General features: G+C 39.2%; 16 protein-coding genes, 6 pseudogenes and 1 riboswitch. Of the genes and pseudogenes, 20 read left to right on the top strand and 2 right to left on the bottom strand.

The window, feature by feature from the left end; all coding sequences use genetic code 11:
• The first annotated feature begins 7 nt into the window (after window positions 1-7).
• The 12 genes and pseudogenes from LZ575_RS10270 to LZ575_RS10225 all read left to right on the top strand — a co-directional run bounded on the left by LZ575_RS10270 (window position 8) and on the right by LZ575_RS10225 (window position 10,384).
• Window positions 8-601, top strand: a complete 594-nt coding sequence (locus LZ575_RS10270; RefSeq protein ID WP_235330528.1) for a bifunctional precorrin-2 dehydrogenase/sirohydrochlorin ferrochelatase — start codon at window positions 8-10, stop codon at window positions 599-601.
• Window positions 594-1,659: pseudogene (locus LZ575_RS10265) on the top strand (NAD(P)/FAD-dependent oxidoreductase). The gene LZ575_RS10270 and the pseudogene LZ575_RS10265 overlap by 8 nt, the downstream one beginning before the upstream one ends.
• 708 nt (window positions 1,660-2,367) lie before the next feature.
• Window positions 2,368-2,790 (top strand): OsmC family protein, encoded by a 423-nt coding sequence (locus tag LZ575_RS10260; RefSeq protein ID WP_235330527.1) that lies wholly within the window; start codon window positions 2,368-2,370, stop codon window positions 2,788-2,790.
• Between the two features lie 84 nt (window positions 2,791-2,874).
• Window positions 2,875-2,977, top strand: a riboswitch (SAM riboswitch).
• A gap of 49 nt (window positions 2,978-3,026) precedes the next feature.
• Window positions 3,027-4,046 carry a homocysteine S-methyltransferase family protein gene (locus LZ575_RS10255; protein WP_235330526.1) on the top strand — a complete coding sequence of 340 codons (1,020 nt, stop codon included), beginning with the start codon at window positions 3,027-3,029 and terminating at the stop codon, window positions 4,044-4,046.
• Window position 4,047: 1 nt separating this feature from the next.
• On the top strand, window positions 4,048-6,786 hold the full coding sequence (metH, locus tag LZ575_RS10250) for a methionine synthase (RefSeq protein ID WP_235330525.1): 2,739 nt from the start codon (window positions 4,048-4,050) through the stop codon (window positions 6,784-6,786).
• Between the two features lie 61 nt (window positions 6,787-6,847).
• Window positions 6,848-7,804 (top strand): methylenetetrahydrofolate reductase [NAD(P)H], encoded by a 957-nt coding sequence (gene metF / locus LZ575_RS10245; RefSeq protein WP_235330524.1) that lies wholly within the window; start codon window positions 6,848-6,850, stop codon window positions 7,802-7,804.
• Window positions 7,805-7,864: 60 nt separating this feature from the next.
• Entirely contained in the window at window positions 7,865-8,737 is an 873-nt protein-coding gene (locus LZ575_RS10240; RefSeq protein ID WP_311196062.1) for an acyloxyacyl hydrolase, read from the top strand.
• Window positions 8,694-8,963 carry a hypothetical protein gene (locus tag LZ575_RS23570; protein WP_311196061.1) on the top strand — a complete coding sequence of 90 codons (270 nt, stop codon included), beginning with the start codon at window positions 8,694-8,696 and terminating at the stop codon, window positions 8,961-8,963. Before LZ575_RS10240 ends, LZ575_RS23570 begins: the two co-directional genes overlap by 44 nt.
• Window positions 8,960-9,331 carry a GIN domain-containing protein gene (locus tag LZ575_RS22545; RefSeq protein WP_255702929.1) on the top strand — a complete coding sequence of 124 codons (372 nt, stop codon included), beginning with the start codon at window positions 8,960-8,962 and terminating at the stop codon, window positions 9,329-9,331. Before LZ575_RS23570 ends, LZ575_RS22545 begins: the two co-directional genes overlap by 4 nt.
• 26 nt (window positions 9,332-9,357) lie before the next feature.
• The gene (locus tag LZ575_RS22540; protein WP_255702928.1) at window positions 9,358-9,717 is read left to right on the top strand and encodes a GIN domain-containing protein; all 360 of its coding nucleotides are present in this window, start codon (window positions 9,358-9,360) and stop codon (window positions 9,715-9,717) included.
• 106 nt (window positions 9,718-9,823) lie between these two features.
• Window positions 9,824-10,070: pseudogene (locus tag LZ575_RS10230) on the top strand (AbrB/MazE/SpoVT family DNA-binding domain-containing protein).
• Window positions 10,061-10,384: a type II toxin-antitoxin system PemK/MazF family toxin gene (locus tag LZ575_RS10225; protein ID WP_235330523.1), complete on the top strand. Its 324-nt coding sequence runs from the start codon at window positions 10,061-10,063 to the stop codon at window positions 10,382-10,384. Before LZ575_RS10230 ends, LZ575_RS10225 begins: the two are co-directional and overlap by 10 nt.
• A 22-nt stretch (window positions 10,385-10,406) precedes the next feature.
• Here LZ575_RS10225 and gldA read toward each other — a convergent pair.
• Window positions 10,407-11,401, bottom strand: a pseudogene (gene gldA, locus LZ575_RS10220) (gliding motility-associated ABC transporter ATP-binding subunit GldA).
• Window positions 11,402-11,689: 288 nt separating this feature from the next.
• Here gldA and LZ575_RS10215 point away from each other — a divergent pair.
• From LZ575_RS10215 to LZ575_RS10200, 4 genes and pseudogenes are all read left to right on the top strand, one after another.
• On the top strand, window positions 11,690-12,514 hold the full coding sequence (locus tag LZ575_RS10215) for a prephenate dehydratase (RefSeq protein ID WP_235330522.1): 825 nt from the start codon (window positions 11,690-11,692) through the stop codon (window positions 12,512-12,514).
• Window positions 12,511-13,659 (top strand): pyridoxal phosphate-dependent aminotransferase, encoded by a 1,149-nt coding sequence (locus tag LZ575_RS10210; RefSeq protein WP_235330521.1) that lies wholly within the window; start codon window positions 12,511-12,513, stop codon window positions 13,657-13,659. The genes LZ575_RS10215 and LZ575_RS10210 overlap by 4 nt, the downstream gene beginning before the upstream one ends.
• Window positions 13,656-14,504, top strand: a pseudogene (locus LZ575_RS10205) (prephenate dehydrogenase). The gene LZ575_RS10210 and the pseudogene LZ575_RS10205 overlap by 4 nt, the downstream one beginning before the upstream one ends.
• A 23-nt stretch (window positions 14,505-14,527) precedes the next feature.
• Complete coding sequence (locus LZ575_RS10200; protein ID WP_235330520.1) at window positions 14,528-15,613, top strand: bifunctional 3-deoxy-7-phosphoheptulonate synthase/chorismate mutase type II; 1,086 nt, start codon at window positions 14,528-14,530, stop codon at window positions 15,611-15,613.
• Between the two features lie 104 nt (window positions 15,614-15,717).
• On the opposite strand, the gene LZ575_RS10195 is transcribed toward LZ575_RS10200, so the two are convergent.
• Complete coding sequence (locus LZ575_RS10195) at window positions 15,718-16,365, bottom strand: hypothetical protein (protein ID WP_235330519.1); 648 nt, start codon at window positions 16,363-16,365, stop codon at window positions 15,718-15,720.
• A gap of 84 nt (window positions 16,366-16,449) precedes the next feature.
• Between LZ575_RS10195 and rsgA the strand changes: the two are divergent.
• From rsgA to LZ575_RS24275, 4 genes and pseudogenes are all read left to right on the top strand, one after another.
• Window positions 16,450-17,405 (top strand): annotated as a pseudogene (rsgA, locus tag LZ575_RS10190) (ribosome small subunit-dependent GTPase A).
• Window positions 17,402-17,857, top strand: a pseudogene (gene dtd / locus LZ575_RS10185) (D-aminoacyl-tRNA deacylase). Before rsgA ends, dtd begins: the two co-directional pseudogenes overlap by 4 nt.
• Window positions 17,858-17,906: 49 nt before the next feature.
• Window positions 17,907-18,143, top strand: a complete 237-nt coding sequence (locus tag LZ575_RS10180) for a hypothetical protein (protein WP_235330518.1) — start codon at window positions 17,907-17,909, stop codon at window positions 18,141-18,143.
• Window positions 18,144-18,191: 48 nt separating this feature from the next.
• Entirely contained in the window at window positions 18,192-18,572 is a 381-nt protein-coding gene (locus LZ575_RS24275) for a DUF3857 domain-containing protein (RefSeq protein ID WP_409187212.1), read from the top strand.
• Window positions 18,573-18,753 lie beyond the last annotated feature (181 nt).

The following is an 18,753-nucleotide window of genomic DNA, read 5'->3' as shown; positions in this document are numbered from 1 at the left end:
GGAACCTATGGAAGAAAGAAACGAACTATATCCTGTATTCCTTAAGGTAAATAAACTTAACATCCTGATAATTGGAGGTGGGAATGTAGGTCTTGAGAAGCTTCATTTTTTGCTGAAGTCCAGTCCTAATGCTAATGTAGAAGTACTGGCGAAAGGGTTTCTACCTGAAACTCTTGAACTTGCTGAAAAGCATGGAGTTAAGGTCACCAAGAGAAGGTACAGGAGTAAATATTTGAAGAAAAGACACGTGGTGATTGCGGCCACTAATGATACGAAACTTAACAAAAAGATTTACAGGCATGCTAAAAAGAGATATTTACTGGCCAACATTGCAGATACGCCAGATCTCTGCGATTTTTATATGGGAGGTATAGTTAATAAAGGTTATGTGAAAATTGCAATTTCAACTAATGGCAAATCACCTACAACAGCAAAACGTTTACGGGAGTTTTTTGAAGAAGTAATTCCTGAAAATATCAATCAAATGGTAGAAAATCTTAACGAATACCGAAAAAGTATTAAAGGAGATTTTGAAGATAAGGTAAACCAAATGAATACAATAACTGAAGCATTAAAAGTAAAAAACGAGAGAAATGATTAAGACAGATATCCTGATAATTGGTGCCAGTCTCTACGGCTTTATTCACCGTTTTCGAGGCGGGGCTACTCAAGTTAAAAACACATTTAATAGACGCATTGCCACAACCGGGTGGTCAATGTTCTGAAATATACCCAAAAAAGCCCATCTATGATATTCCGGCTTTCCCTGAGATCCTGGCGGGAGACCTTGTGAAAAATCTGATGGAACAAATTAGACCCTTTGAACCAGGATTTACTTTAGGTGAACGTGCAGAAACACTGGAGAAACTTGACGATGGCACTTTTATAGTCACTACAAATAAAGGGACCCAACATCATGCTCCTGTAGTAGCAATTGCAGGGGGACTGGGTTCTTTTGAGCCCAGAAAGCCGCCGATCTCTAATATTGAAGACTTTGAAGATAAAGGAGTATCGTATTTTATTAAAGATCCGGAAGTATATAGGGATAAAAGAGTGGTAATCGCAGGTGGAGGTGATTCTGCTTTAGACTGGGCTATTTATCTTGCTGATGTTGCTGCGGAAGTTTCCCTGGTTCACAGGAGAAATGAATTCCGTGGAGCACTGGACTCTGTTGAAAGAGTATCAGAACTTGCAGATATCGGGAAGATTGAAATGATCACAAATGCTGAAGTCGTCGGCCTTGTGGGAAAAAACAGGCTTGAAAAAGTGGTGATCCGTCACAAGGATACTGCCCGGGGAGAAGAATTTAAAGATGTGGATGATTTCATTCCACTCTTCGGACTATCTCCCAAACTTGGACCTATGGGCAACTGGGGGCTGGAGATAGAGAAAAACGCTATTAAAGTTGATAACTCTTACGATTACCAGACCAACATCCCGGGAGTTTATGCAATTGGCGATGTTAATACCTACAAAGGAAAATTAAAGCTCATCTTATCCGGATTTCACGAGGCTGCTATCATGTGTCAAAGCGTATACCAAAGAATCCATCCCGATAAAAAGTATGTTCTTAAATATACTACTGTTGGCGGAGTTGAAGGATTTGATGGAAGTAAGAAAGAAGCTAAGAAAGAAGTAGTACAGAAAATAGGAGTTTAAGCCCTCTGTCAAAGGGGAAGAAAGATATTTACTTTAGAATGGTGAATAGGAAAGGCCCGGCAGGTATCCACTTGCCGGGCTTTTTTTTATCCTTCGCCCCGGCTAACCACCCCGTCCTTCGGACACCCCTCCTTAAAATAAGGAGGGGAGCTGGATTACAACTAAGAGAGAAAAGCTCCTTCCCTTTTTTCAAGGGAAGGTGGCATTCCGCAGGAATGACGGAAAGGTTCACTGCGGGGGAAAATCTCGAATTAATAATAAAGCATCCTGCGTATACTAAGACTTGCTTCGCAATAGATGGTTGATGAAATTTCAAGAAACCACCCCGTCCTTCGGACACCCCTCCTTAAAATAAGGAGGGGAGCTGGTTCACAATTAAGAGAGAAAAGCTCCTTCCCTTTTTTCAAGGGAAGGTGGCATTCCGCAGGAATGACGGAAGGGTTCACTGCGTTGCAGAATCTGGAAGTAATAAAAAAGCATACTGCGTATACTAAGACTGCTACTTGTAATTGAAATTTTGGATTTGAAATTCCACGAAACCACCCCGTCCGCCGCGGCGGACACCCCTCCTTAAAATAAGGAGGGGAGTTGGTTCACAACTAAGAGAGAAAAGCTCCTTCCCTTTTTTAAGGGAAGGTGGCATTCCGCAGGAATGACGGAAGGGTAATAACTTCAATTTTCATAACTTTGTTTAAAACCTCTGATACAATGAAAATCCACCTAAAAAGGCTGAATGAAAATTACCATTTTGAAACTAAAAATGAACGTGGAGACATAGTTCATCTTGATAACAAATCTGAACCCAACCCTCAGGGAGCAAGCCCAATGGAATTGCTACTTATGGGAATAGCTGGCTGCAGCAGTATAGATATTGTAATGATTCTTAAGAAGCAGAAGATAGAACTGGAAGATCTTCAAATGAATGTGGAAGGCTTCAGGAAAGAAGGTGCAGTGCCCAACGTTTTTACGGCTATTAAAATGGAAGTCCTGTTAAAAGGTGATTTTCCGGCAGATAAAGCTAAACGTGCAGTAGACCTTTCTATTGACAAATATTGCTCGGTTGCAAAAATGCTGGAAAAAACTGCAGAAATCAGTTATGAGGTCTACTTGAACGGAAAATTAGTGAATTAATTATTTTTTTATTAAAACCCTTGCATTCTAAAGGCGCAGCCTTATATTTGTGTAATTAGTTTAAGTTCATTTTTATATATAACATCGTTATCAAGAAAGGTTGAGGGATTAGACCCGCTGAAGCCTTGGCAACCCTCCTTAGGGAGAAGGTGCTAAATTCTACCACGACTTCGTGGATAGATAACTAAAAGATGCTTTTCCACACTTCTTTTTTTGATAATGACAATTGCAATTAAATGTCAAAAATAGAAGAATTACTGTCCAATAAAATACTCATTCTTGATGGTGCCATGGGTACCATGCTGCAGGAATATAAATTTTCTGAAGAGGATTTTAGGGGCTCCCGGTTTAAAGACTGGCCCACTTCTTTAAAGGGGAACAATGACTTGTTATCCCTCACTCAACCTGAAGCTATTGCCGATATTCATCGCAAGTATTTTTATGCAGGAGCAGATATTGTTGAGACGAACACCTTCTCGGGGACCACCATTGCCATGGCCGATTATCAAATGGAAGATCTCGTGTATGAACTTAACTACGAAAGCGCCCGAATAGCCAAAAAAGTTGCCGAGGAGGTAACGGCAGAAAATCCGGATAAACCCAGGTTTGTAGCCGGAGCAATGGGACCTACAAACAAAACTGCGAGTATGAGCCCCGATGTTAATGATCCCGGATTTCGCGCAATTTCCTTTGAAGAATTAAGGGTAGCATATAGACAGCAGGCACAGGCTCTAATTGATGGAGGTGTAGATGTATTACTGGTAGAGACAGTTTTTGATACTCTTAATGCCAAAGCCGCATTATTTGCAATTGATGAGCTTAAGGAAGAGCTAAACAGTGATATTCCCGTAATGATTAGCGGAACAATTACCGACGCTTCCGGGAGGACTCTTTCGGGACAAACCGCAGAAGCTTTTCTCATTTCAATTTCTCATATTCCTTTATTAAGTGTTGGTTTTAACTGTGCTTTAGGAGCAAAGCAATTAACCCCTCACCTCGAGGTGCTGGCACAAAAAACTCCTTATGGGGTTTCGGCGTATCCTAATGCGGGATTACCTAATGCTTTTGGGGAATATGATGAAAGCGCGTCACAAATGGCAGAGCAGATAAAAGAATATCTGGAGAAAGGACTTGTAAATATATTGGGTGGTTGCTGCGGAACAACCCCCGCTCATATTAAGGCTATTGCAGATATTGCAAAAGATTATAAACCCAGAGCAATAGCAGTAAAAGAACTTTTAAATTCTGAAGTATAGGATGGCCAGAGAACAAACTTTAGAAGAACAGAAAAATAAAGACTCCTCATCAGTTAACCCGAAAAGAGCACTTAAACCGCTGAAACTTTCGGGTCTGGAACCGCTGGTGATAACTCCCGAAACTAACTTTGTGAATGTGGGAGAACGAACCAACGTGGCAGGGTCTAAAAAATTTCTCCGTCTCATAAAAGACGATAAATATGAGGAAGCCTTGGATGTGGCAAGGGATCAGGTTGAAGGAGGCGCGCAGATCATAGATATAAACATGGATGATGGCCTCATTGATGGAAAAGAGGCTATGGTCAAATTTCTCAATCTCATAGTTGCCGAGCCTGACATATCGAGGGTTCCCATTATGATAGATAGTTCAAAATGGGAAATTCTGGAAGCCAGTCTTCAGGTGGTACAGGGGAAATGTGTGGTAAATTCCATCAGCTTAAAGGAAGGCGAAGAGGAATTTCTTTCCCACGCCAAAAAGATTAGAAGATATGGAGCAGCTGTTATTGTTATGGCTTTTGATGAAGTAGGCCAGGCAGATAACTATGAACGCCGCATCGAAATTGCAAAACGCTCCTATGACCTTCTTACTCAAAAAGTGAATTTTCCGCCGGAAGATATCATTTTTGATCTAAATATTTTCCCTGTTGCTACTGGTATGGAAGAACATCGTCGTAATTCTATAGATTTTATAGAAGCGGTGAGATGGGTGAAAGAGAACCTGCCTTATTGTAGCCTAAGTGGGGGAGTAAGTAATGTTTCTTTCTCTTTCCGTGGTAACGATCCGGTGAGGGAGGCGATGCATTCGGTTTTTCTGTATCATGCGATCCAGGCGGGAATGAACATGGGAATTGTAAATCCGGCACTACTGGACGTATATGATAATATTCCGAAAGATCTTTTAGAGCACGTTGAAGATGTGATCCTGGACAGGAGAGATGATGCTACTGAACGCTTATTAGCTTTTGCGGAAAATGTTGTAGGCACAGAAAGAGAGAGTAAAGTAGATCTTTCATGGAGGGAAAAGCCAGTTCAGGAGCGCATTACGCACGCCCTTGTAAAAGGAATTGATACTTATATCCTCGATGATATTGAAGCTGCAAGGCAGGAGGCAGCAAGACCCCTGGAAGTAATCGAGGGTCACCTGATGATCGGAATGAACGTAGTTGGAGATCTCTTTGGAAGCGGAAAAATGTTCCTTCCCCAGGTTGTGAAGTCGGCGCGGGTAATGAAAAAAGCTGTGGCTTATCTCCTCCCTTACATTGAAGCAGACACTTCCGGGCCAAGACAACAGGCTGGTAAAGTACTTCTTGCTACAGTAAAAGGTGATGTACACGATATAGGTAAAAATATTGTAGGGGTTGTTCTGGCTTGTAATAATTATGATATCATTGATCTTGGAGTCATGGTACCCCCGGAAAAAATAATTGAAACAGCAAAAGCTGAAAATGTTGATGTTATTGGCCTTAGCGGATTAATTACTCCGTCCCTGGATGAAATGGTGCACCTGGCAAAGGAGATGCAAAGACAGAACTTTGAAGTGCCTTTATTAATTGGAGGAGCTACAACATCTAAGGCCCATACAGCGGTGAAAATCGATCCGCAGTACAATAATGCGGTGGTACATGTCAACGATGCCTCAAGGGCGGTAACCGTGGTGGGAGATCTTCTTAAGGAAAATACCCGAAGAAAATATATGGATGACCTAAAGGCGGAGTACGACATCTTCAGAAGTAACTTCGGAAAAAGAAGTAAGGTCAAAGAATATCTTTCTATTGCTGATGCAAGGAAGAATAAATATAAAATAGACTGGAAAACTTCAGAATTATTAAAACCGAACAAGTGCGGGATCCAAATAATTGAAGATTTTGATCTGAGGAAACTGGTTGAGTTCATTGACTGGACCCCGTTTTTCAGAAGCTGGGAATTGCACGGGAAATATCCCGATATTCTTACTGACGAAGTAGTAGGAGAACAAGCCACTGCTCTGTTTAAAGATGCAAGGGAGCTTCTGAATCAAATTTTAGATGAAAAGCTGCTGAAGGCTAAAGCTGTCTACGGACTTTTTCCGGCTAATACTGTAAATGATGACGACATAGAAATTATTTACGGGGATGCTTCCGAAGAAAAAAGGATGCTTTTCCGAACTCTTCGTCAACAATTGAAGAAGTACAAAGGAAAACCCAATTTTGCCCTAGCTGATTTTGTCGCTCCAAAAGAGACAGGTATTCAGGATCACCTCGGTCTTTTTTGTGTAACTACAGGTTTTGGGACAGACGAATTGGCCAAAGAATACGAAAAAGACCACGATGACTACAATTCAATTTTAATAAAAGCACTTTCTGATCGTCTTGCTGAAGCCTTTGCTGAGTATCTTCATAAACAGATAAGAACTGAAGACTGGGGTTATGCATCAGGGGAGCAACTTTCTAATGAAGAGCTTATAAAAGAAAGTTATAAAGGTATTAGGCCTGCACCGGGGTATCCCGCCTGTCCCGATCATCTTGAGAAGATAAGTATTTGGGACGTATTAAAAGTAGAAGAAAAAATAGGAGTAAAATTAACCGAAAGTCTCGCTATGTGGCTTACCGCCAGTGTAAGCGGATATTATTTTGCCAATCCTGAAGCGCGGTATTTTGGAGTCGGAAAGATTACCGAAGATCAAGTTAAAGATTTTGCAAACAGAAAAAATATATCGCTGGAAAAAGCCGAAAAGTGGCTTAGTCCATCCATTGCAGATTAAATAACCTCAAACTAAGACCTCACAGGTTTTGAAAACCTGTGAGGTCTAATATTAACTAAGAATGAAAATAACAGAGCATATTAATGCAGCAAAAGGAAGAACATTATTTTCTTTTGAAATTTTACCTCCCTTAAAAGGGCAGAATATTCAATCTATTTTTGACGGCATAGATCCTTTAATGGAATTTAAACCTCCGTTTATTGATGTCACTTATCACAGGGAGGAGTATGTTTATATTGAAAAGGAGAACGGACTTCTGGAAAAGAAAGTAGTTAGAAAGCGTCCCGGAACAGTTGGGATTTGCGCAGCCATCCAGAGCAAATATAAAGTTGACGCTGTACCTCATATCCTGTGTGGCGGTTTCAGCAAGGAAGACACAGAAAATTTTTTAATAGATCTGGATTTTCTGGGAATCAAGAATGTAATGGCTTTACGAGGTGACGCGGTGAAAAGTGAGACCTACTTTAAACCCGATCCAAATGGAAATATCTTCGCCTGCGATCTTGTAAAGCAAATAATGGATATGAACATAGGAGACTTTCAGGAGGAGATCCTGGAAAATTCTCATCATACTGATTTTTGTGTGGGGGTGGCAGGTTATCCCGAAAAACATATGGAAGCACCAAGTTTGGACCAGGATATAAAACGATTAAAGGAGAAGCAGGAATCGGGAGCAGCCTATGTGGTGACACAGATGTTCTTTGATAATGAGAAATTTTTTCAATACGTGGAAAAATGCCGACAGTACGGCATAACAATTCCGATAATTCCGGGATTAAAACCTTTGGCAACAAAAAATCAGCTAACGGTTCTTCCGCACAGGTTTCACGTAGACCTTCCCGAAGATTTAATTTCTGAAGTTGACAAATGTAAAAATAACCAGGAAGTACGCCAGGTAGGGGTGGAATGGTGTACAGAACAAAGTAAGGAATTAATTAAGGAAGGAGTTCCTGTATTGCATTACTACTCGATGGGAAAAAGTGACAATATAAAAAAGATAGCTTCAGCAGTATTTTAAGAATTAAGGCATAAAAGTCGGGGAAAAATTTTCTTTGTAATTGCTTAGCTTTGCGCCCGTATGAAGAAAATTGCCCCTTTTCTTTTTTTATTAGCCTGCCTGACCTCGTTCTCCCAAAATGATATAAAGAAATATTATTCGGTAGATGTGAACTACTTCTATGGCAGTATCATAGAACACAATCCTCATATTTCGCATCTAATTACTCATCATCCTGAAGGTTTGATCTTTAGCTTTAATCGTAAAACTTACGGTCTGGAAGATTGGGAAGCTAGGTACAATTATCCCGATGTAGGTTTTTCCTTTTCCTATCAGGATATGAAAAACCCTCACCTGGGGGATAATTACGGTCTATATGCCCATCTCGGGTTCTATTTTCTGAAAAGAAATCTCGTATTTAAGGTTGGACAGGGACTGGCCATAAACACCAATCCTTACCATCCTGATGACAATTATATAAATAACGCCTATGGTTCAAGAATTATGAGTTCAACGTTTTTTAGCGGAACCATTCAGAAGGAGAACATTTATAAAGGATTTGGCTTTCAGGCAGGGATTTCATTAATTCATTATTCAAATGCTGATTTTAAATCTCCGAATAATTCCACTAATACAGCAGTTATCAACGCCGGAATCAATTACCTTTTTGATCACGAAAATCAGCCAGAGTATATTCCCGGTAACCAAGAAAAGTATTCTGAACCTTTGCATTACAATTTTGTGCTTAGGGGAGGTGCCAATACTATTGGAATAATAGGATCAAAAATATATCCTTTTTTAACCGTTTCGGCTTATGCTGATAAAAGGATCAACAGGAAAAGCACTTTCCAGGTTAAGTACAGAACTCTTCCTGTCGCGGTCTATGGAAGAATTTATTTACTATCAAAGTGTGACTTTTCCATTTGGAGAAACGACAGGGGAAGAAGATTCTAAAAGAATTGGAATTTTCCTGGGGCATCAGCTCACTTTTAGGAAACTTTCTATGATCACCCAGCTGGGATATTACGCTTATTATCCATACGATAATTATGTGACAAGGATTTATAACAGGATAGGTTTACAAAGACCAATTTATAAAGATCTCTTTGGATCTATAACTGTACTGGCACATGGTGCCAATGCCGAAGCTGTCGAATTCTCAATTGGTTATAGATTATGAAAAAGCTTTGGCCTTTTATCGTTATGGTTTTGATGCTTGCAGGATGCGATAAGGAAGATGCACCAGATTGCCTCAAAACTACGGGTGATATTATAACTTATGATATTGAGGTAGCCGAATTTGAAGAGCTGATAGTCTACGGAAGGATCAAATTGTTCATTGAGCAGGGAGAGGAGCATAAAGTTGTGATTGAAACTGGTAAAAATCTTGCCGGAGATATAACAGCTACTGTGGATGCCGGAAGATTGAGCCTGAGAAATAACAACAATTGTAATTTAATCAGGGATTATAATACGACAACTATTTATGTAACTGTGCCTAATCTTACCTGGTTACAAAATGCTGTAATAATACAATTGAAGGAATAGGTGTTCTGAACTTTCCTGAGATCTGGTTGCGCTCGCTCAATCAGGAGAAAGATCCTGAAATCTACACCAATGGAGATTTTAAACTCCACCTTGTTTCGGAGCGAATTAGGGTAACTGCAGATAATTATTCAAATTTCTATTTAGAAGGGGAAACAGGATATCTCAATCTTTACATTGCTGCCGGAGATAGCCGTATCGAGGCTGACAAAATGAGGGCAGGTACTGTTGAAATTCAGCACAGAGGTACAAACAAACTCTTCGTCAATCCGCAGGAAGTGTTGAAGGGGGAAATTAGAAGTACCGGGGACGTTATTTCTATAAATCGTCCGGCGACAGTGGATATCGAAACATTCTACACGGGCAGATTGTATTTTCAAGCCCCCTAACCCCAAAGGGGGAATAAAAGATTTTCAAGAGCGGTTGTTTCTCCAAAAACTTTGTTTTTCCTAAAACAAAAATGTAATAACTTTGTATTTACAAAAATGCAATATTATGGAGGCTTCTATTATAAAAATTGGAAATTCGAAGGGACTTCGGCTTAGTAAAACCATTCTTGAAAAATATCAGATTAAAGATAAGGTAGAACTTATTCTGGAGGAAGGTCATATTTTAATAAAACCCATTGAAGAACCTAGAAAAGACTGGGCAGAGAAATTCCAGAAAATGTCACAAGCTTAGTGATGATCAGCTTTTGATGGACGATGTTTTTAGAGATGAAGATTTTGACGAATGGAAATAAAACAATACAATATTGTTATTGTAAATCTGGACCCAACCATTGGAAGCGAAATTCAGAAAACCCGCCCCTGTGTGGTGCTCTCCCCAAATGAAATGAACAGATACCTCAAAACAGTTGTTGTTGCTCCTATGACCACCACTGTAAAGGAATATCCTACCCGTGTTCCTGTAAATTATTCAGGAAAAAAAGGAATGATTGCCATAGACCAGATCAGGACTATCGACAAATCCAGAATTGTTAAAGTTACAGGAAGCCTCAGCGAGAAGGAAATCACCAGAAGTAAGGAGGTATTGAAAGAAACCTTTGTTGATTAATTTAATTAGACTACAAAGGCCCCTAGCCACTGAAGGGGGGAATAAAACAACAAAAGAAAGTAGCTAGACTCCCTCTTCGGGAACTGGGGCGCTTTTTTTGGGGGCTGGTCAATTCAGCAAAGAGACTTTCGAGATTTTTTGTTTTCCGGTTTAGTTGAAGTGTTTTGAGGCCATTATCGTGAGCGAAATCAAATACTGCAGGCCGCATATCTTTTGAAGTGTCAAAGGTGAGGTGGTAATGGAATCCGCCAATGTTTATCGCCTTAAGCAGATGAGGTATTCTTTGTAAGGCCACTTCTTCAATCCTGTAGTCAAACTCCACGTGGATGATCTGCTCGTTTTCTTCACGTAGCTCTTTCATTTTTTTGTCGGCCACTATTTTGCCGTGGTTTATTATAATTACCCGGTCACAAAGAGCTTCAACTTCCTGCATAATATGAGTAGAGAGAAAAATTGTTTTTCCGGCACGACCATTGGGTTGCTCTTTGGCAATATTCAGGATCAGGCTACGAATTTCTACAAGTTGGTTTGGATCGAGACTGATGGTAGGTTCATCCAGGATAAGAACTGCTTAGTTCATGTAATAAAGCGGCAGCCAGTCCTACCCGCTGCCTGTAACCTTTTGATAACTGCCCGATTTGTTTATTTGCTTCAGGAGATAAGCTTAGTCATTTTTATAACTTCTTCTATCCTGGATTTATCAGCTTTATAAACAGAAGCATTAAATGCCAAATATTCCCTTACATACATTTCAGTATAAAGAGGGTTATGTTCAGGAAGGTAGCCAATACTCTTTTGTACTTCTTCAAGATTTGAAGAAATGGAAAAATTATTTACACTCGCCTTTCCTTCCGAAGGGGTGAGGAAGCCAGTAAGAATCTTCATAAGAGTAGACTTTCCTGCGCCGTTGGGCCCCAGAAAACCTACAATTTCTCCTTTCTCTATTGAAAAGGAAACTTTGTCCAGAGCCTTTTGTTCCCCGTAAAATTTAGATATTTCCTGTACCTGAATAGACATAGACTTTCTTTTTTTCAAAAGTAATGATAATTTTGGCCGGACAGGTAATGTCAAATTCTGTCTTCCCGAAACCGTTATCGTAGAAATTTTCTGAAAATTGTCTTAATTATTAAAATTATATTCTAAATTAGCGAAATACAAATTGAATAATGAAAAACATCATTACCTGGAACTCTTTTTATTACTTCTATTTCTATTACAGAGATAGAATCGGGAGCGCCATGTAATTAAAAGAATTATATATCAATCCCGATGGCAACATCGGGATTTTTTTTTAGACAATTTTAAATGGAAAAAATTATAGGTATTCAGGGAGCTCAGGGTTCTTTTCATCACTTAGTTGCTCAGGAATATTACGGTGAAGATGTAAAAGTCCTTGAATTTATGTCTTTTGGAGAGTTGGTAAAGAGCCTGGTAGCAGGAGAATGTACTGAGGCTGTTATGGCAATAGAAAACTCAATTGCTGGTTCGATCTTACCAAATTATGCCTTAATAGATGAAAACAACCTGAAAATTGTTGGGGAACACTACATCCCAATTAATATGAACCTTATGGCTTTGCCGGGGCAGGGGATAGAAAGTATTAAGAAGGTGTATTCTCACCCAATGGCATTGCTGCAGTGTAAAGATTTCTTTAAAGAACACCAGCATATAAAGTTAATTGAAGATACTGATACAGCCGAAGTGGCCAAAAGAATAGCTGCCAAGGGATCAAAACATGTAGCAGCAGTAGCAAGCACAGCTGCCGCAAAGATTTTTGGCCTGGAGATTTTAGCTGAAAGTATTCACACCAAAAAAAGCAATGCTACAAGGTTTCTAATAATTAGTAAAAAGAAGAAGGAGCCTAATGGAGATGTAGTAGATAAAGCTTCCCTAAAGTTTGAACTCGAGAGCAAGCGTGGAAGTTTGGTATCTGTTCTCAATATTATACGCGACTTTGATATGGACATGACAAAAATTCAAAGTATGCCCATTATTGAAGCTCCCTGGAAGTATTCGTTTTTTGTGGATGTAAAATTTGACAATTATAGCGAATTTCAAAAGGCTATGGAAATACTCGAAGTAATGACAGAACAATTACATGTTCTGGGAACTTATAAAAACAGTTTATGATACAGCAAGCCGATAGGTTAGAACACGTACAGGAGTATTATTTCTCTACGAAACTGCAGGAAGTACGGGCACTTTCCGCAGGTGGAAAGGATATTGTGAATCTGGGCATAGGAAGTCCTGATCTTCCTCCGCCCCCGCAGGTAATTGAAGGATTGAATCAGGCCCTTTTAAACCCGGGTGCGCATCAATATCAGCCTTATAAAGGAACAGCAGATTTTAGAAATGCGATAAGGGAGTTTTACAATAATTACTATAGAGTTGAATTAAATCCCGAAACAGAAATTCTTCCTTTAATGGGCAGTAAAGAAGGGATTACCCATATTTCTATGGCATTTTTAAATGAAGGAGATGAGGTATTGATCCCAAATCCGGGATATCCTACTTATACTTCGGTAACAAAACTGGTGGGTGCAAAGGCTGTTTATTATGATCTTAATGAAGAAAAAAACTGGAGTCCCAATCTGGAGGAAATCCGGCGGCTTGACCTGAGCAAGGTGAAAATGATGTGGGTGAATTACCCTCATATGCCGACAGGAGCATCAGCTAATGAAAAGATTTTTTCAGAACTGGTGGCCTTTGGGAAGAAGCACAAGATCCTTATTGTGAATGATAATCCCTATAGTTTTATTCTGAATAAAAATCCGAAGAGCATACTGGAGGCCGAAGGGGCAAAAGATATTGTTCTGGAACTAAATTCTCTAAGCAAGAGTTTCAATATGGCGGGCTGGAGAATAGGAATGGTCTGCGGAAGTGAAAAACATCTTAACACTATTCTGAAGGTTAAAACTAATATGGATAGCGGGATGTTTTTTCCGCTACAGGCTGGTGCTGCTGCAGCTCTTCGTCTTCCTGTGGAATGGTTTGACTCGCAAAATGACATTTATACAGGCAGAAAAAATAAAGTTTTAGAACTGGCTGCTGCTCTGGGTTGTAAGCCGACAAAAGAACAAACCGGGATGTTTGTCTGGGCCAAAGTTCCTGAGGGTGAAACTTCAGAAGGATTTGTAAATAAGCTGTTGTACAATCACAGCATTTTTACAGCTCCCGGATTCATTTTTGGAAGCCAGGGAGAAGGATATGTTAGGTTTTCTCTTTGTGCAACTGAAGAAAACATTGATAAGGCAATCAACAGGATCAAATCATGAAAGTGCACGTAATAGGGGTAGGGCTAATAGGAGGCTCTTTCGCCATAGACCTGAAATCTAATTTTGAAGATGTTGTCATTACAGGAATAGATTCCAGTAAAGAAAACCTGCAAAAAGCTGAAGAGCTGGTGATAATAGATAAATCTGGCGATTTTGAAGGATTAAAAGATGCAGATGTAGTTTTTATCGCTGTACCTGTTGATGCCAGCATTAATATATTAGAAAAGGTTCTTAATAATATTGATGAGAGTACTCTTGTAATAGATGCAGGCTCTACAAAAGAGAAAATTTGCGCAGCTGTGGCGGGAAATGCCCGCAGACGAAATTTTCTTGCAGCGCATCCTATCTCCGGAACAGAATATTCTGGTCCGGAAGCAGCTATTCCAAACCTGTTTAGGAACAAGACCAACATCATCTGTGAAGTAGAAAAAACAGCATTTCGGCTTCAGGAAAAGGCTTTAGAGATCTTTCAGAAGCTGGGGATGAAAATAAGATATATGGATCCTGCTGCTCATGACTAGCATATTGCTTACGTCTCTCATCTTTCCCATATAAGTTCTTTTATGTTGGGGAAAACAGTGCTGGAAAAGGAGAAGAATGAAAAAGACATTTTTGATCTTGCCGGAAGTGGATTTGCGTCTACTGTGAGGCTCGCGAAAAGTTCTCCTGCAATGTGGTCGCCAATATTCGAACAGAACAAAGAAAATATTTTAGAAACCCTTACTGCATACATCAACAACCTGTCTCACTTTAAGGAATTACTCGAGGAGAATAATTTTGAAGGTGTTTACGGGGAGATGGAAAAAACAAATCATATAAAAACAATTTTAAACGGAATCAACTAACCTCACATTTTAAAACTTGAATAATGGAAAATCGAAAAGAACTCCGAAACTGGCTAGACGCATTTAATCTTAACCATCCATTGGTTATTGCCGGACCATGTAGTGCCGAAACTGAAGACCAGGTAGTAGAAATTGCAAGGCAACTAAAAGACAGCGACGTAAGTGTTTTACGCGCCGGGATCTGGAAACCGAGAACCCGTCCCGGAAATTTTGAAGGCGTAGGTGCTTTGGGCCTTAAATGGATGCAAACTGCAAAAGCTGAAACGGGATTACTAACGACAACAGAAGTAGCTAATCCTGCACACGTAGATCTTGCACTGGAGCATGATGTGGATATTTTATGGATAGGAGCAAGAACAACAGTTTCTCCATTTATAGTTCAGGAAATAGCTGATGCTCTTAAGGGAACAGATAAAACGGTTCTTGTGAAGAATCCCGTGAATCCTGATCTCTCTCTCTGGTTGGGAGCTGTTGAAAGATTGTATACATCAGATATTAAGAATTTAGGAGTAATTCACAGAGGATTTTCAGCATATGAAAAAACGAAATACAGGAACAATCCTGAATGGCAAATTGCTATTGACCTTCAAAATAGATTCCCTGATCTTCCATTAATCCTGGATCCTTCGCATATTGCTGGACGAAGAGACATTATTTTTGATCTTTGCCAGACAGCGCTTGATCTTAACTATGATGGGATCATGGTAGAAACTCATCACGATCCAGATAAAGCATGGAGTGATGCAGCACAGCAAATCACACATGCAACCCTTATTCAGATTATGAAAGATCTTAAGATAAGAAAAGAAATTTCAGAAAGTGAAGACTTTCAGCTAAAGCTGAGCAATCTTAGAGCTCAAATTGATGTTGCCGATAATCAGCTTATAGAATTACTTTCCAAAAGGATGAAAATTTCCGATGAAATAGGGAAAGTGAAAAAAGCACAAAACGTTTCTGTATTGCAAACCAAGAGATGGAATGAGATTCTTGGAAATATGGTACTGGAAGGGGAGCAACACGGGTTAAGTGAGGAATTTATCCTTCGACTTTTTAAAGCTGTTCACCAGGAGTCTATAAATCACCAGGAGAAAATAATGAAGCAGAATTAATTGGAATGAGTCGGGAAGTCTCGAATTCACCGATTATAGATCTCAATAAATTAAAACCTCACAGGAAAATGTCTCTGTGAGGTTTTTTAGTTTAAAAGAAGAAGTTATTGAGTATATGCCATTCTTCTTGATGCTTTTCGCATAAGAGTATTTATTAAAGTGTCGGTACTACTACCCAGTCCCCCGGCAACTCTTTTATTGTAATTCCAAAGAAGAACTCCGTCTTCAGCATTATTCACATTCATATTAATAGTTGCGGAATTTGTTGTTCCATAAAAACCCACTAATATTCCCAAAGCAAGTGATGCCCCATCACTCATGGGTTTATCTGTTTCAAACCTGCCTGAAATAACTGCATCGACTTCTAATAATTTTGCAAGTTCTTCAGGAGTAAGCAAACTCAAATCAGCGATATTATTTTTACTTAAAATCGCATTGGTTTTTGACGGATCCTGGACTTCAAGTTGGAATTTGCCTCTCTTTTTCCTCTGTAAAAACCAGGTAAATAAAGATTGTTGAATTGCAAAGCCCTCATTTTTTTCCATTTCTGCTAGTTTCTCTGCTGAAATTTCTTTCATCTGCTTGGGGCGTAACAGTACCTGGGTTTTAAATGGAACAATAGCAATGGTTTTGTGATCTTTTGTAAGTGTGGCAAATTCCGGATGCTCAAAGAGGTTAGTCTGAGCATAAGACATAGTTCCAATTCCCATAAATAATAGGGTAATGAAAAATTTAAATGTAATTTTGTTCATATCGGTCAGAATTAATTGATGCTGACAAACTTAGGATATTTTACGAATCAGTAATAGGAGATTTTAAGAATTTATTAACAAGGTATGGAGGGATTGGTTTACAAATCTACAGGGAGTTGGTATTTAGTAAAAACAGAGGATGGTAAGGCCTACCAGTGCAGGATTAAAGGCAAATTCCGCATGAAAGGGATTAAAAGCACTAACCCTGTCGCTGTTGGGGATAAGGTAGAATTTGATATAGAAGAGTCTGGGGAAGAAGAAGTTGGAGTAATAAAGAAAATAGAGGATAGGGATAATTATATCATCAGGAAATCTGTAAATCTCTCCAAACAAACACATATAATAGCAGCTAATATAGATCAGGCATTTTTACTCGTTACCCTTAATAATCCTCCCACTTTTACCACTTTTATAGACTTAGGTTCCTGGTAACGGCAGAAGCCTACCACATAAAAACTGTTCTTCTGTTCAATAAAGTTGATTCTTATAATGAGGAAGAGCTGGGAGAAGTAAAGTACCTGGCAGCCTTATACAGGAGTATAGGCTATGAATGTGTTGGAATTTCAGCTAAAACAGGAAAAAATGTAGATAAAGTGAAGGAGATGATGACCGCAAAAACCAGTATGATCTCAGGTCATAGCGGTACAGGAAAGTCTACCCTTGTCAATGCGCTGGAACCTTCTCTGGACCTTAAAACTGCCGGAATTAGTGAACAACACAAGCAGGGACAGCATACTACTACTTTTGCTGAAATGTTTGATCTTTCCTTTGATGCCAGGATAATAGATACCCCGGGAATTAAGGGTTTTGGGGTAGTAGAAATGGAAAAGGAGGAATTGGGAGATTATTTTCCTGAATTTTTTGCACGAAAGCAGGATTGCAAGTTTCACAATTGCCTTCACATTGAAGAACCTAAATGCGCCGTAAAAGATGCTTTGGAAGAAGGTGAAATCGCATGGAGCAGGTATAAGAGTTATTTGCAAATAATTGAAGGGGAAGATGAGCAACAATATAGAACTGATAATTACGCAGAACAATGAGAGTTGTAATACAGCGGGTATCTGAGGCTTCAGTTACTATTGAAGGGAAAGTAAAATCATCAATTGAGCAGGGTTTGTTGATTTTGTTGGGAATAGAAGAAGCCGATACTCAGGAGGATATTACCTGGTTATGTAATAAAATTGCAAAGCTGCGCATCTTTAATGATGACCAGGGAATTATGAATCTTAGTCTTGAAGATATTAATGGAGAGGCATTAGTAATAAGCCAGTTTACCTTACACGCTGCAACCAAAAAAGGGAACCTAGCCAAGTTATATCAAAGCAGCGAAACCTGAAATTGCCATTCCACTTTACGAAGCTTTTCTCAAAGAAATGGAAGCCAAAATTAAAAAAACCATAGGGAGTGGGGTTTTTGGGGCCGACATGAAAGTGGCTCTAATCAACGATGGGCTTAAGTAACAATAATAATAGATTCAAAAAAGCGGGAATAAATTTGGTTACTTCCATGAAAAACCTATTTTTAACAAAATTTTAAGGCTCATGAAGTACAAATTTTTTATCAGCATCCTGCTGCTGGCAGTCCCTGCTGTTATCACAGCACAGGAGGTTAATCTTTCGGTTGGGGCTATTGCGCCTGCATTGCTCGAAAACACCAATGCGGTATTACGAAATGAAGAAGTATTTATTGAAGTTGCTGCTGTTGATAAGCTTATCCAAAAGAAGAAACGTATCATTACCGTGCTTAATGAACATGGGAACGACCATGTGCAAGCTTAGTCAATTTTACAATAATAACATAAAGATCAAAGATCAACAGGCGTTGATATTCGATGCTGCTTAAGTGTTCAAATAAAAAAAATTAAGCAAAAAGAATTCAGGGATGTAAGTGCCATAAGTTCTAACGATCTTTATACAGATTCCCGAATTCAGTACCTTGACTACACCCCTCAATCTTACCCATATACGGTGGTTTACGAGAGCGAAATCCAAAATAATTCTACAGTATTTATTATCCCATGGCAGCCACTTTCAGACTATTTGATAAGTGTAGAAAATTCAAGTTATCATTTTTTAAACCCTCAGGGGATTCCTCTTAGAACGGAAGAAAAAAATATAGAGGAATTTAAGGTTCAACATCAAAATGATGGACGGAATATTACCTACAGCGTATCGGGAATACTTAAGCATACAAAAATGAGTATTTAAGTCCATCTCTAAAGGAGTTTGTTCCTTATGTAGCAATAGCCTTAAACGAATTCTCACTTGTTGGAGTAAAAGGTACGGCATCAAACTGGCAGGAGTTTGGAAAATGGCAACATGATAATCTACTTGCCGGAAGAAATCAACTTCCCGCAAAGACAATTCAGAAAATAAATGGGCTTACAGC

It is taken from the genome of Antarcticibacterium sp. 1MA-6-2 (assembly GCF_021535135.1).
In the GTDB taxonomy this organism is placed as follows: domain Bacteria; phylum Bacteroidota; class Bacteroidia; order Flavobacteriales; family Flavobacteriaceae; genus Gillisia.
This window is presented reverse-complemented; position numbering and strand designations above follow the sequence as displayed.